Source organism: Exiguobacterium sp. EF_C8, from assembly GCF_054956715.1.
This window is the reverse complement of record NZ_CM143264.1, coordinates 2,788,771-2,801,553: the sequence shown is the minus strand read 5'-3', so window position 1 is coordinate 2,801,553 and position 12,783 is coordinate 2,788,771. Positions and strand designations below refer to the sequence as shown.

The following is a 12,783-nucleotide window of genomic DNA, read 5'->3' as shown; positions in this document are numbered from 1 at the left end:
GGTGATGCTTCTCGCAAGAGAGGTATCACCCTTTTCATTATTTTTCCTGTAACGCAAGATAGATCGCAGCCATGTCCGCGTCGCCGTAAGCGGGTTTCGCATCAGTGTAGCTAGCGTCCGTTGCTTGCGCAAGGGGTAGCTCAAGCTTTTGTCGTCTCGCTTCTGCCGTGATGAGTCCAAGATCCTTTGCCATCAGACGGAGCGGGAAAGCAGACGGGAAGTCGTTCTTCCGGTACATGTCACGTTTACCGCTGAAGAGGGGAGTGTTCATCCCGGAAGCACTGATCATCTGGATCAGCTTCTCTTTTTCGAGCCCGGCACCTTCTCCGAGCAGTAATGTCTCCGCGACCCCTTGACCGACGACAGCGAGCAATAAATTGACGGCGAGTTTCGCCGCACTGCCTGAGCCATGTGGTCCAAAATGAATCGTTTCCTTACCAAGTAGGTCAAGATACGGCTGACAAGTCGCGACGACGTTCACGTCACCACCGGCAAGCAGGACGAGCTGACCGTTTTCTGCGACCGGAACGGAGCCCGAGACAGGCGATTCTAGATACGTTCCGTCATTCTTTTCGACGAGACGAGCCATCTCCTTCGTTTCTTCTGGGGAGATTGTACTTAAGTTAACGATCGTCTTACCGGTGAGGTTCTCTTGGATACTTTCGAGAACGGACGCGACGGCAGGTCCGTCCGCTAACATGACGAAGAGAATGTCGCTCTGACGTACTACGTCCTGTACTTCTTTGACAGCTGTTGCTCCTAATTCTGTCAACGGAGCAGTCTTTTCATACGTCCGATTATAGACGAGCAAATCATGACCGCCATCAATTAAACGTTTTGCCATCGGTACACCCATATGTCCTAAGCCAATCCATCCGAGTTGCATGTCGATTCCTCCTTATCATGATGCGCTTTTGACTATACCCCGCGCTTCGCCAAATCTAACGAAAAAAAGACCGTCCACATGATGTGAACGGTCGCGTGATTAATCTTCATACGTGAGGATGGTCGAGATGACGGCGATCGGGAAACGAATCGTAAAGGTCGATCCGACACCAACGACAGATTCGACATCAATCGTTCCGTTGTGGTGCTTGACGATCTCCTTACAGATTGATAGACCAAGACCGGTTCCGCCAATTTTGCGTGTCTCGGAGTTATCGACACGATAGAACTTATCGAACAATTTTGGAAGGGCATCTTGCGGAATCCCGATGCCTTCATCTTGGATACGGATTTGAGCGAAACCAAGTTCATTTGTAATCCGTATCAAGACTGTACCACCGCTCGGCGAGTACTTGACGGCGTTGCTGAGCAGGTTGTTCAGCAACTGTTTCATCTTTTCCGCATCCCCGTCAATCATGATCGGTCCACGGGCCTCAAAATCAATCGTATGCGTCTCATGCGAGACATCATAGAACTCGATCAAGTCCTGAGCAAGTTCGACGACATCAAACGTCGTCATCTCATACCGGTGTTCACTCGACTCCATGCGCTGGACGTCGAGGAAGTCGTTGACGAGTGTCGTCAGGCGACCGGTCTCGGAGTGGATCGTTTGGAGGTACTTCCGTTGCCGTTCCTCCTCGAACCGTTTGTTGAGCATCAGCTCCGTGAAGCCATAGATCGAAGAGAGCGGTGTCCGTAACTCATGCGAGACGGTCGAGACGAACTCTTCCTTCATCCGCTCGGCTTCCGTTTCTTTCGTCACGTCGCGGAGAACGAGCATCGTACCGACCCACAGGCCATCGACCTCGATTTTCTCAGCGTAGATCTGGATGTAAGTACTATGCTTGCGGATCGAGACGATCAAGCTGTCTTTCGGTAAATCGAGTTCGACGATCTGTTCAATGTAACGTTCGAACGCTGCCGGTTCGTCAATGATGTCAGCGAGTGCCTGCATCGCTTGTTCGAAGGCAGAGCGTTCTTCGTCTTCGAACGTTGTCGGGACTTCCGGAAACAACGTCATGAGGGGTTCGTTGACGAGCAACTCATCCGTCTCATGTTCGATGTAGACGACAGCTTCCCGAATCGAGTTCAATAGTTGCGTCGTCTTGTTCTTCTCGCGAATCATTTCTTCATAGATCCCCATCCGTAGGAGGGAGAGCGACAATTGATGCGAGAACGACAAGATGTCGCTCATCTGCTCGGTCGTGAAGGCATCACGATAACGAACGAGATAGATGCAGGCGATCATATGCTCTTTTGACGGATCAAGGACCGGAACCGCGACTTCATACATATAGTACGGGTACGGAAGCGGGCTTTCGTGCGCTACCTGTTTCGATGAGTGCACAGGACGCTTCAGAAGACGTGCCCGGTGCAGGAGTGACTGATCATCAGAGACGAGGCGACCGACCATCTCTTCTGTCATCCCGTAATCGATCGTCGAGCGGACTTCCTGTTGATCGAGGAACAAGAGGGCGCCGATTTCAGAATGCGTGATCGAGACGAGTTTCTCGATGATTTCCGGATAAGCCGTCAACGTCTCACGAGAAGCAAGCGTCTCAGTCAGTTCGTTACGATACTTGAGGTGTTGTTCACTACGAAGCGTGATATCAAGTGCTTCTTCGAGTTCTTCCTGCTGCGCTTGCAATTCTTCTTGCTGCGCGACGAGTTCTTCCTGTTGCGCTTGGAGTTCTTCGTTCTTCGCAAGCATATGGACCTTGTTATCCGCAATCGACGCTGCCATCTGATTGAACGATGCCGTTAGCGTATGCAATTCGTCCTTACGTTTCGGTAACGGAATTGCTTGAATGTCTTCCCCTGATGCAAGTAGAGCACTGTCGTGGGATAGCGTATTAACCTGTTTCGTGACGCGACTGATGAACGGACGCACGAGAGATAAGAGGACGAGAATCAAGACGACGAGATTCGACAGCCAGATGAACTGCGCGACACGCATCTCGCTTAAGAGATCGTTTTTCGCGTCCACTTCCTTCTTTTCGATCAACGTCAGATAATCTGAAAGCAACGTATCAATCCGTGTCATGTCGACGTCTGCTTCTGATAAGCTGACCGATCCGCGTAACGTCCCATTTTTGGTGAACAAGTCTTTCCCGTTGGAAAGAGCAGCGAGCGTGTCAGGAGTCACAAAGTCTTCATTGATCTTCCCGTCCTTTTTTCCTTCGACGTATTCGTTGAGAAGTGGAAGCGATGTGCCGAAATAATCGTCATAAATGCGACGAGTCGCTGTCGCATATTCTTTCCCTTGCTCATAAATTGCATACTTTTCGAACCACGTCGTCAGACGATTGATTTCCTGCTGATTCGTCTTCACCTGATCAAGTGTTTCCTGTGAACCAGTCAATAAGTAAGATTTGACGTTACTTTGCGCGACGGTCCATTCGTTCGCGAGTGCATTCGCATTCGTCCGCCGTTCACGTAAATCATCAAATGTTGCATTGGCTTGATCGATCTTCTGTTCCGTATAGAAATAGACGATCGCAGACGTGATGCTAAGAGCGACGAACACCATATAGAAGGCGAACATCAATTGACGACCGATGGTACGATTAATCCATTTCACTGGGGTATCCTCCGTATTCTGTTTTACATGTATGAAAAAGATTGCTTAAATGCCGAATATATTCATCTTACGTAGTTTTAAAGGTCTCGGCAAATTTGAATCTGCAAAAACCACTAAAACAAATATATCATATATTTGTTAATTGATATTAAATGATACATTTTTTAAGAATAAGGATTAAGAAGCAATGTTTTAAGGAAAAACCATAGAAGATATTGAACTTCATCATTTTAAGTAGGGAAGTGGTCAGATGCAAAAAATGTTTGAAAATAAATGGTATCGATTCGCATGGTGGGTCATGACATTGCTCATCATCGTCTGGATTGGCGATCATGTTACGTTCCTGTTCCGACCGATCGCAATTCTGCTTCAAATGGTCGTACCACCCCTTGCAATCGCTGGGATTCTCTACTATGTCCTGTTGCCAATCGTCGAGTTGCTCGAGAAAAAGATGAAGCGGCGACCTGCTGTCTTAATCGTGCTCGTCGGTTTAATCGGTATTTTAACGACACTCGGCTTCATCTTTGGTCCGATGTTGTCGGAGCAGGTCACGCAGTTCGTCAATTCGATACCGACGCTCGCGACACAGTTCCAGCGCCAATTGATTGACGTCCGGGATCAACTCGAAAACAGTGCAGCCTTTTCACGCTTCCTATCAGGACCAGATAACTTGTTCAATAAGTTCTCAGGGAACATCTCGGAATACGCATCGACGTTCCTGAAGAACATCGGTACGGGTGTCGGTGGGTTCGTCAGTGTCCTGACGACAGCGGTCGTGACGATCATCATCATTCCAATCATGTTGATCTATATGCTGCTTGACGGTGATAAGCTTAAAGGCAATCTCGTTAAGCTGATGCCGTATGAGTACCATAAGGAAACGCAAAAAATCCTCGGGGACGTCCACGTGACGATCATGAGCTACATCCGCGGGCAAGTCATCGTCAGTATTGGTGTCGGGATCATCGCCTATATCGGATATCTCATCATCGGAATCGATTATGCGTTGTTACTCGCCTTATTTGCGACGCTGACGAATATTATTCCGTTTCTCGGTCCGGTCCTCGGTGTCATTCCAGCACTGATCGTCGGGTTCATCCAGGATCCGATCCTTGCGATTTATGCGATCATCGTCATGACGGTCGCGCAACAGATCGATTCGCACATCATGTCACCACTCGTGCAAGGGAAGACACTCGATGTCCATCCGTTGACGATCATCATCGTCTTGCTTGTCGCGGGGAACATCGCTGGTTTCTTCGGAGTCTTGCTAGGTGTACCGTTCTACGCTGTCATGAAGGTCGTCATTCTAAACATCCGTCGTCTCTATCACCTCCGATCGCAGAAGAAGATGGTCATCACGGAGGAAGAAAAGACGTTCGATACGATCATCACTGAGCGCGATTGAGTTTTGAAATTCATGTAAAAGTGCGTCATACTGAAGAGGTAGCTAAGAGAAGGGGGCAAGAATCAGATGGATTCACGTCATACCGAAGAACAAGCCGATCTACTGGCGTTACAAAAATTTCAACACAACTTCGAGAACAGTTTGAAGTCGAGCATCATTTATCTCTTGCGTGATGGAGCGTTGACGATCGGGGAACTCGAGCAACGAATTGATCAGTCACACGGGCAAATCCTCGAGCAACTGCAGGAGCTGATTGAAGACGGACTCGTCATCCAGCAGATGTCTGAAAAAGTGCATGGACTGGCCTATTATTTGACGGCACCGGCAGAAGACCTCGTTCGACAATTCACGGAATCGATCCGGTGGAGTAAACAGCACATCCGATATTAAACAGCAGGATTCTAGACCTCCGAGCAGCTGCTCAGAGGTCTTTTTTTACGTTTTTTGAAGCGATACTCCTATAAAAATGACATACGAGTAAAGAACCAGATCAAAACAAGGCGATGCATGTCTTCTTCAATGCTTCTGAACGAACGAGCGAACGAACTTGAAGAGTAGTAGATAAAAGTAAAGCAGGAACCAAATCATCCGTTGGTTCCTGCTCTGCTATCATTTTTGGACGGCGCTGAACGCATCCTCTGATTCGATTCCGGCTTTACTGACTGCCGTGATGACGAAACGACCTGTTGCATCTTTAGGGAGCGGGAATGCTTTACGCTCGATTGATTCCGTTGTACCGAGTTTTTTGCGTTTTCCGTCCTTCTCTTGATAGATGTTGTATTTGACGACATCCTCATCTGTTGAGGCATACCAGTTGATGAATCCACCGCTAACCCGAATATTCGTCACAGGTTTTGGTGGTGTCTTGACGGGATCTGATGCCTTTTCGTCTAATTCCGTGAAAACGACGAGGCGGTTATCATACGTTCCTTGATTCTGATCGTATGTTCCGATACACGTGATTAAGTTCAAATTCCGCGTATCAGCTGGACCAAAGATTTTCTTCAGTGGTGCTTTTAAGTGATCGTACTGGATGAGCTCTTTGACACGAAAGACGAGCATACGCCCGGAAGCGTCCGTCACTTCGACCGGATCGCCCTTTTTTAGTTCATGCAGTTTATAGAAGATAGCTGGACCGGTCTTCGTATCGGTATGCCCGTCAATGACGGCGTTCCCGACATCACCTGGACGGGGACCGAACTTATACCAGCCGGCTTGTTGTTCATTTTTAGGTGTTGCCATGGCGCCGTCTTGATCGAGTCCGACTTGTTCGACCTTCGTCTTGATGTCGTGTTTCGGAATGAAGAGTTGTTTTGGGAGCTCGACCTCTGTGGTCGAGAGATCTTTGAACTCCTTCTTAAAGATTTCTGACGGCTTGAGCGGATCTTCCTTCGTCTCGGAAGAGGCCGCGGATTCTGTTTTGGGATCACCTTGCGTGATGTTCGATGTGTCCGGCTTTGATTGACCGAACAAGAGGAACAGCAATGTTCCGACCGATGCGACCATCAAGAGGATGCTCGCCGGTAATAACCAACGTTTCATGTGCGCGTAGCTCCTTTCCGAGAGAAGGTGTTCCCTCTATGTAAAAAAACAGGATAGCGGATCGCTATCCTGTTATGGAGTATACCCAATTTCTTAGGCGTTTTGACGTTTACGTGCGAGGACAAGACCAACTGCTCCAAGTGCAAGACCGAATACTGCGATCGCACCAGTTGTTGCAGCTGTGTTGTTGCTATCGCTCATACCACCGTTACCTGTGTTCGGCATTGATCCTGGAGTACCATCCATGAACTTCTCTGGTGATTGTTTGACGATGGCATCACCGAGGTTAGCTCCTACGCCGTACATGTAAGCGTAAGACTCACGGAATGTGTCGACAGAACCTTTGTAGTCGCCTTCCACATACTGCATGAATGTATCTTGGACGTACGTCTCGTGACCGGATACGGCTTCTTGTGCTGCTTTTGTTGGAAGGTTTTCTTCTGTAGCCGCACCAAGGAATGCACCGAAGTCGTTCGAGAACATTTTGAGCATATCTTGCGCGTCACCCATCAATTTCTTGTCGTCGTTGACGGCTGCTGTGACAAGGTTCGCTTGGGCTTCGATGTGATTTTTCGTCCAAACTTGTTCGAATTGATCGGCACCGGCTTGACCGTAGATTGATTTGATGGCTGCTTTGAAGTCAGCTGTGTGCATGTCTTCAGCCCAGTTTGCTGCATCGTAGTCTTTCGCTTGGTCAACGCCAGCAGTCATGCTGAGGTTTGCAAGAGCAACGTGTTCAGCGGCGAGGCTGTTGAGTGTTGAACGGAGATCTGCTGCTTTTGAGTCAGCTTTCGTGTTGTCGAATTTCTCAGGCATCTGTGTTGTGATCGCAACAGAGAGTGCTTTTGAGATGTCATACATACGGCTGTATCCTTCTCGGAACGTGTTGTACGATCCTTCGTAGTCACCCGCTGCGTATTGTTGGAAAGTCTTGTAGACGTCTGCCTCATGAGCACGAAGGACTTCTTCAGCTGCTGCTTTCGGGAGTTTACCTTCCGTTGCTGTATCGAGGAAGCTTGAGAGATCTTGTACGAACTCTTCTGTTTCTTTCTTCGAAGCGTTGATACCGTCTTGGTCGTCCGCTTTTACGGCTTTTACGAGGTCAGTCGTATATTTGTTGTGAGCAACGAAGATCTTCTCGAATTGTTTCGCGCCTTCATCACCATAGACAGAAGCGATTGCTGGTGTCATGTCGAGTGCGTTTTGTTTAAGTGCTGCTTCGTAGTACTGTGCGTCTTTTGAACCGTCATATTGTTTCTTCATGTCCATGACGGCAAGAACGAAGTGCTCAGAGAGTAATTGATCGAGTGTGGCACGAAGGTCAGCGGCTTTCGTTTTGACCGTGACGTTTTTCGGTGCATCTTGTTTCATGTCTTCTCCGCCACCGGAAGCGAATGCTGCCGTTCCTGGTAGTACGAGTGCTGCTGCCATTGCTGATGCTGCGAATTTTTTCGTGTGTTTCATCTGAAATCATTCCTCTCATTTTTTGGTTTATTTGGTAGGTGTTTCTTGCCTGTTCTGAATAGCTTACGCATCACTGGTCGATTTGGATTGCATGAAGTTTTATTTTTTTCAAAAGACTGTTGAAGTGATGTTTCATGCCATCCGGTGGACCGTTGCTGCGTCGTTCTGGAAAGCTTACGCTGAGCCGTTCATTTTGGATTTAAAAAAATCGTAAAAACCCGCAGATCGTGGGAAACTGTTTTTCTGCTTCCTTATATACACAAACTAAAATTTTTTAGAGAAATTGCCTGTCTGGTCGTGTTACACTAATTGCGGAACACGTTTTGTAGCGAATTTGGAACTATTTAATACCAGGTACTAATATGCTATACTGTTCTCAGACTGAATCAATGAAAGGTGATCAAGATGGTACAAAACCAAACAGGCACGGATCAGCCAACGCGTGAACGCCTGAAGAAGCAACAGCCTTCGAACCAGGAAACCGGCAATCCAGAGCACGAATCAGAGCGACGTCTTCGTGCGTACTCGACACGCCGAGTTCCGATCATCGTACGCGTACTGATCGTTCTCGTTCTCATCGTCGTAGCACTGATCGTCGGCGCAATGGTGGGTTATGCGACGTTTGGTGGTGGCGAGGCAATGGATGTGTTAAAGCTCGACACATGGACCCGCATCACCGATTTTTGGATGAAATCTTAATTTTAATCAGTGATGGGAGCTGTCGAATATGTATACAATCGAACAAATCAAGGAAGTCATTCCGCACCGGTATCCGTTTTTACTCGTTGACCGCATTTTAGAAGTCGAAGAGGGCAAACGTGCCGTTGGAATCAAGAACGTGACGGCGAACGAAGAATTCTTCAATGGCCATTTCCCAGAATACAATGTCATGCCTGGCGTCTTGATCGTCGAAGCACTCGCACAAGTCGGTGCCTTCGCTGTGCTGAAGATGGAAGAAAACCAAGGGAAGCTCGCCTTCTTCGCAGGAATTGAAGGATGCCGCTTCAAACGTCAAGTCGTTCCCGGGGATCAGCTCCGCCTCGAAGTCGAATTGACGAAGGTCCGTGGACCAATCGGTAAAGGTCGTGCCACAGCCACAGTCGATGGGGAAGTCGCCTGTGTCGCTGAACTGACGTTTGCTATGAAGTGAAGCCAACATGAAACGCTGGCTGATCCCTCTCGCGATTTCCTTACTTGTCATTCCGGGTTGTCAGCGCGCGGAACAAGCGAAGACCGCTTCCCCGACGGTCATCGTGGATCCCGTCAAGCGTGCCGGACAGACCGAGAACATTTCCGCTCAAGTCACGCTGACGGAAAATGACCGGATGCGTCTCGTCATCCGGACAGCGAATGATATTCGGCTCGATGACCAACAGGTCGATATCCGCCTCGATGTCGCCAATCAATCAATTCCGTTTCCGTTCGTCTCCTTCCAAGCGAAGAAGATGGGGGAAATCCGGACCTATACGTCCGATACGACGATTGAAAAAGAAGTCTTCGATGACCAGCGTCTTCCGGTCCTCATCATTGATGCAGGAGCAGGACGTGGGATCGAGATTCCGCTTGAGATCGTTAAATAAGACAGCAGGGTGAGCGTTTTGCTCCAGATGCTGTCTTATTTTTGTTTTGTTTCAAGTCATCAGGGTAATCAAAACCTATACAAAGGAGGAATCGATATGGATCACGCAGTACAGCAACGACTGACGGATTGTATTCTCGCTTGTAATCATTGTTTTGATGCCTGCCTGAATGAAGAACATGTCGGACATATGGCAGATTGTATTCGACTCGACCGCGATTGTGCCGATATTTGTAGCTTATTACTACAAGCGATCGCTCGAAACAGCGCAAATGTCGCAGTCCTTGCAAAAGCATGTCAGGAGATATGCGAAGCATGTGCCGCTGAGTGTAGTAAACATGATCATGACCATTGCCAAGCTTGTGCGAAAGCGTGTACGGAATGCGCGCAAGCATGTAGTCAGCTTGTGTAAAGAGGTCGACTCAAAAAAGAATGACGCGTCTTTTCACGCCCTTTCCTCAGGAGAGACACAAACCCGTTTTCCTGCTTCATTCAAGCATGAAAGCGGGTCTTATTTGTCTCTGACAGCGTATAATGCGCTTTTTCCTGTAGAGTAGCGTGTGACGCGTCATTCTTTTTTTACGTGATAAGGGTGGCGGATCATCATTCTGCCACCCTTATCTTTGTAGAGGACGACATATGAGTCAGCCCCTTTTTTAATATAAAAAAATAGAATAAATTAAAGATTTTTTATGGTTATTTTTGGCGGATTTGTTTACTATTTAGGGAGGTAATATTAAATCACGATAGGAGTATACATACACTTATGAAAAAACTTAGCTTACTTTTGATGGCACTCGTTGTTGCATTTGGTCTGAAGTTACCGGTCTATGCGGAAACAGTCGAGTGGGACGTCACAGGAACGGGCACAGGTCCGTATACGTTGACGTTTGAAGGCACAGGCATCGTCGATATCACGTCTGAGACGGCACTTGTCTTTGAAGACGGCGTAACAGGAAAAGACGTCAACATCGAAGAGACACCGGTCGTGACGTTTACGGCAGAGACGGCACCTGTCGTCAAGGTCGTCTCAGCAGATGGACAGCGGACGGTTCTCGTCCAGTTCGGTAAAGTCGTTACACCAGATGAGCCGACGACAGACGAACGGACGACAGAGACACCAAAGACGGATGAGCCAGTCACAGAAAATCCAGCGACAGACGAACCCGTCAAGGAAGAACCAACACCGGAAGAGCCTGTGAAAGAAGACCCGGTCAAGGAAGAGCCGACATCGGAAGAACCAACGACCGAAAAACCGGAGACAGGTGATGACGCGACACCGACACCAGTCGAAACACCGACGACGGCAACGATCGAAGGAACGATCTGGTACGATGAGAACGAGGACGGGATCCGTCAAGAGAAGGAAACACGTCTCGATGATATCCTCGTCTCTTTGATGAATCGGAACGAAGATGTCATCGATGAAGCCTACACGAAGAACGGCACATACAGCTTCAAGAATTTGAAGCCAGGAACGTATGAAGTGGAAGTCGACGGATATGATATGGGTTACTACTTCTATTCCAAGCAAAACGTCGGTGACGATCGGACGATCGATTCCGATGTCGACGAAGACATGGGAACGAAAAAAGTCCGTCTCGTCGCAGGACAAACGGAAGTGATCGATGCTGGTCTCTACGGCGACGAAGAGCTTGACGGTATGTTCGAGCATTGGTTAGCTGTCGTCAACTTCTTTGATGCGAACGGCAACCAAAAGCCAGATTATGACGAAGGAACAGTTCCTGCGACATATACGGTGACGGATTCAATCACAGGAAAAGACGTCTATCAAGAGAAGATTTCGAAAGATGACTTAATGATGATCCAGCTCGATCCAGGTACATACACAGTCAAGACGGAAGTCGCAGAAGGCTATACGGTCAAAGCGATACACCATCTTGACATGGATGACTTAATGATGGATATGGATGAAGAGATGTATGAAGAATATGAGTCATTCGCTCAGCAAGCAAAAGCGATGAAATTGATGGCGAACGATGAAGAAGCCTTGACGCCAGAAGAACAAGAAATGGTGGATGAGTTGTTAAAGTACTTTGAGCGGAAATCACCGGAAGCGGGTGTGACGATCGAAGAAGGTAGCTTCGGTACGATCTTGCTCGCAGAAATTGCGAAAGTAGAACCGGTCGCGAAGCCGACGCCAACACCAACACCAACGTCAACAAAAACGCCAGTCAAAGCAGTCGATGCTGCGGCAAAACAGTCGACGACAACAGCAACGGGAACATTACCACAAGCTGGGGAAGACAAGCCATTCCCATATGCAGCAACAGGAGCAGGTCTTGCTGTCGTAGGTCTTTGGTTACTCGTTCGTCGTGGAGCTTAATCATTACAGGGGGACCTTCTCCAAGGAGGTCTCTTTTTTGATGTGTGTATTCTTTGACACACACGCACACATGTGTGTATAGTAAAGGTATTACTAAAAGGAAAGAGGGATGACGATGTTAACGACAAAACAAATTAGTGAATTGTTACGCGTCTCAGAAGAAACGGTTCGTCGTTGGATCCGGACAGGTGAATTACATGCCGAACAGGACGGAAAAGGGTATCTCGTCGATGAGTTAGCGCTGAAACGTCTCGTTGATCAGAAGTCACAAATTCCAGGCACAGCGATGAATAAGATTCTCCCGCTCATCCAAGACATGTTCGGACCGGAAGCAGCACAGTTTGCGAAATCGAACCTGTTCGATCCGCTCCGTCAATCGATGGAACAGGCACCCCCGAAACCGGAAGCGTCGACAGAGTCACTTGCGGAAGAACTCGATCGCCTGAAACGGAAAAAACGTCGTCTTGAACTCGAGCATGAACTGAAGTTACTAGAGATTGAAGAAAAAATCGCAGCGATTGAACGGAAATTCCAGTCGTAAAGACAAAAAGTGATGTCCCCTATATAGGAGACATCGCTTTTTTCGTTTCGCTACAAGAAAAACCCACTTCACGAGGCGGAAGGGGTTTTGTCGTTTGCGTGTTTCTTTTTACGTTTCCAGTACCAGTAGGCAAGTCCCAGTCCAATCGGGATTGCGACCAGGTACGGATTGGCTTCGATGAAGCCGATCATCTCAAAGAGCGCGAACCATCCACTGAGTAAACCGAGGATGAGTAAAATCGTCCGTAGTGCTTCGGGAAGCTTGCGGATCCGATACGCAATGAGACAGACGAGGCAAAAGATAATGATAGCCACGAGCATTCCTCCCATTCCCGTAATCCAGTATAGCGTATTCGGAAAGCTTTTTCGATGCACAA

Annotated in this window: 14 protein-coding genes; 8 read left to right on the top strand and 6 right to left on the bottom strand. The window is 48.1% G+C overall.

What is annotated here, in order from left to right; all coding sequences use genetic code 11:
* Nucleotides 1–37: 37 nt before the first annotated feature.
* The gene (locus tag ACY2IG_RS14755; protein WP_462618137.1) at nt 38–886 is read right to left on the bottom strand and encodes an NAD(P)-dependent oxidoreductase; all 849 of its coding nucleotides are present in this window, start codon (nt 884–886) and stop codon (nt 38–40) included.
* Nucleotides 887–985: 99 nt separating this feature from the next.
* Complete coding sequence (locus ACY2IG_RS14750; protein ID WP_462618136.1) at nt 986–3,526, bottom strand: ATP-binding protein; 2,541 nt, start codon at nt 3,524–3,526, stop codon at nt 986–988.
* Between the two features lie 250 nt (nt 3,527–3,776).
* Between ACY2IG_RS14750 and ACY2IG_RS14745 the strand changes: the two genes are divergently transcribed.
* Nucleotides 3,777–4,934, top strand: coding sequence for an AI-2E family transporter (locus tag ACY2IG_RS14745; protein ID WP_312450846.1), 1,158 nt, complete (start codon nt 3,777–3,779; stop codon nt 4,932–4,934).
* 66 nt (nt 4,935–5,000) lie between these two features.
* Nucleotides 5,001–5,324 (top strand): winged helix-turn-helix transcriptional regulator, encoded by a 324-nt coding sequence (locus ACY2IG_RS14740; RefSeq protein ID WP_035410591.1) that lies wholly within the window; start codon nt 5,001–5,003, stop codon nt 5,322–5,324.
* Between the two features lie 100 nt (nt 5,325–5,424).
* Here the strand turns inward: ACY2IG_RS14740 and ACY2IG_RS14735 are convergent, their stop codons facing one another.
* The 3 genes from ACY2IG_RS14735 to ACY2IG_RS14725 all read right to left on the bottom strand — a co-directional run bounded on the left by ACY2IG_RS14735 (nt 5,425) and on the right by ACY2IG_RS14725 (nt 7,940).
* Nucleotides 5,425–5,547 (bottom strand): hypothetical protein, encoded by a 123-nt coding sequence (locus ACY2IG_RS14735; RefSeq protein WP_462618135.1) that lies wholly within the window; start codon nt 5,545–5,547, stop codon nt 5,425–5,427.
* Nucleotides 5,544–6,476 carry a class F sortase gene (locus tag ACY2IG_RS14730; RefSeq protein ID WP_462618134.1) on the bottom strand — a complete coding sequence of 311 codons (933 nt, stop codon included), beginning with the start codon at nt 6,474–6,476 and terminating at the stop codon, nt 5,544–5,546. The genes ACY2IG_RS14735 and ACY2IG_RS14730 overlap by 4 nt, the downstream gene beginning before the upstream one ends.
* Before the next feature lie 93 nt (nt 6,477–6,569).
* The gene (locus ACY2IG_RS14725) at nt 6,570–7,940 is read right to left on the bottom strand and encodes a copper amine oxidase (RefSeq protein WP_290788647.1); all 1,371 of its coding nucleotides are present in this window, start codon (nt 7,938–7,940) and stop codon (nt 6,570–6,572) included.
* A 405-nt stretch (nt 7,941–8,345) separates the two neighbouring features.
* Here ACY2IG_RS14725 and ACY2IG_RS14720 point away from each other — a divergent pair, with 405 nt between their 5' ends.
* From ACY2IG_RS14720 to ACY2IG_RS14695, 6 genes are all read left to right on the top strand, one after another.
* A complete protein-coding gene (locus ACY2IG_RS14720) occupies nt 8,346–8,639 on the top strand; it encodes a DNA-directed RNA polymerase subunit beta (RefSeq protein WP_462618133.1) in 294 nt (97 codons plus the stop codon).
* Nucleotides 8,640–8,667: 28 nt separating this feature from the next.
* Entirely contained in the window at nt 8,668–9,090 is a 423-nt protein-coding gene (fabZ, locus tag ACY2IG_RS14715) for a 3-hydroxyacyl-ACP dehydratase FabZ (protein ID WP_029342716.1), read from the top strand.
* Nucleotides 9,091–9,097: 7 nt separating this feature from the next.
* Nucleotides 9,098–9,520, top strand: coding sequence for a hypothetical protein (locus ACY2IG_RS14710; protein WP_035410579.1), 423 nt, complete (start codon nt 9,098–9,100; stop codon nt 9,518–9,520).
* A 96-nt stretch (nt 9,521–9,616) separates the two neighbouring features.
* Nucleotides 9,617–9,931 carry a four-helix bundle copper-binding protein gene (locus ACY2IG_RS14705; protein WP_462618132.1) on the top strand — a complete coding sequence of 105 codons (315 nt, stop codon included), beginning with the start codon at nt 9,617–9,619 and terminating at the stop codon, nt 9,929–9,931.
* Between the two features lie 354 nt (nt 9,932–10,285).
* A complete protein-coding gene (locus ACY2IG_RS14700) occupies nt 10,286–11,866 on the top strand; it encodes an SdrD B-like domain-containing protein (RefSeq protein ID WP_462618131.1) in 1,581 nt (526 codons plus the stop codon).
* Between the two features lie 115 nt (nt 11,867–11,981).
* Nucleotides 11,982–12,407: a helix-turn-helix domain-containing protein gene (locus tag ACY2IG_RS14695; RefSeq protein ID WP_462618130.1), complete on the top strand. Its 426-nt coding sequence runs from the start codon at nt 11,982–11,984 to the stop codon at nt 12,405–12,407.
* 68 nt (nt 12,408–12,475) lie between these two features.
* On the opposite strand, the gene ACY2IG_RS14690 is transcribed toward ACY2IG_RS14695, so the two are convergent.
* Nucleotides 12,476–12,727, bottom strand: coding sequence for a hypothetical protein (locus tag ACY2IG_RS14690; protein WP_251137776.1), 252 nt, complete (start codon nt 12,725–12,727; stop codon nt 12,476–12,478).
* Nucleotides 12,728–12,783 lie beyond the last annotated feature (56 nt).

Bases quoted from the DNA above. Each gene is read 5' to 3' on its own strand.
- ACY2IG_RS14740 (WP_035410591.1), top strand. From the start codon at position 5,001: ATGGATTCACGTCATACCGAAGAACAAGCCGATCTACTGGCGTTACAA.
- ACY2IG_RS14745 (WP_312450846.1), top strand. From the start codon at position 3,777: ATGCAAAAAATGTTTGAAAATAAATGGTATCGATTCGCATGGTGGGTC.
- ACY2IG_RS14755 (WP_462618137.1), bottom strand. From the start codon at position 886: ATGCAACTCGGATGGATTGGCTTAGGACATATGGGTGTACCGATGGCA.
- ACY2IG_RS14700 (WP_462618131.1), top strand. From the start codon at position 10,286: ATGAAAAAACTTAGCTTACTTTTGATGGCACTCGTTGTTGCATTTGGT.
- ACY2IG_RS14725 (WP_290788647.1), bottom strand. From the start codon at position 7,940: ATGAAACACACGAAAAAATTCGCAGCATCAGCAATGGCAGCAGCACTC.
- ACY2IG_RS14730 (WP_462618134.1), bottom strand. From the start codon at position 6,476: ATGAAACGTTGGTTATTACCGGCGAGCATCCTCTTGATGGTCGCATCG.
- ACY2IG_RS14735 (WP_462618135.1), bottom strand. From the start codon at position 5,547: ATGATAGCAGAGCAGGAACCAACGGATGATTTGGTTCCTGCTTTACTT.
- ACY2IG_RS14695 (WP_462618130.1), top strand. From the start codon at position 11,982: ATGTTAACGACAAAACAAATTAGTGAATTGTTACGCGTCTCAGAAGAA.
- ACY2IG_RS14705 (WP_462618132.1), top strand. From the start codon at position 9,617: ATGGATCACGCAGTACAGCAACGACTGACGGATTGTATTCTCGCTTGT.
- ACY2IG_RS14710 (WP_035410579.1), top strand. From the start codon at position 9,098: ATGAAACGCTGGCTGATCCCTCTCGCGATTTCCTTACTTGTCATTCCG.
- fabZ (WP_029342716.1), top strand. From the start codon at position 8,668: ATGTATACAATCGAACAAATCAAGGAAGTCATTCCGCACCGGTATCCG.
- ACY2IG_RS14690 (WP_251137776.1), bottom strand. From the start codon at position 12,727: ATGCTCGTGGCTATCATTATCTTTTGCCTCGTCTGTCTCATTGCGTAT.
- ACY2IG_RS14720 (WP_462618133.1), top strand. From the start codon at position 8,346: ATGGTACAAAACCAAACAGGCACGGATCAGCCAACGCGTGAACGCCTG.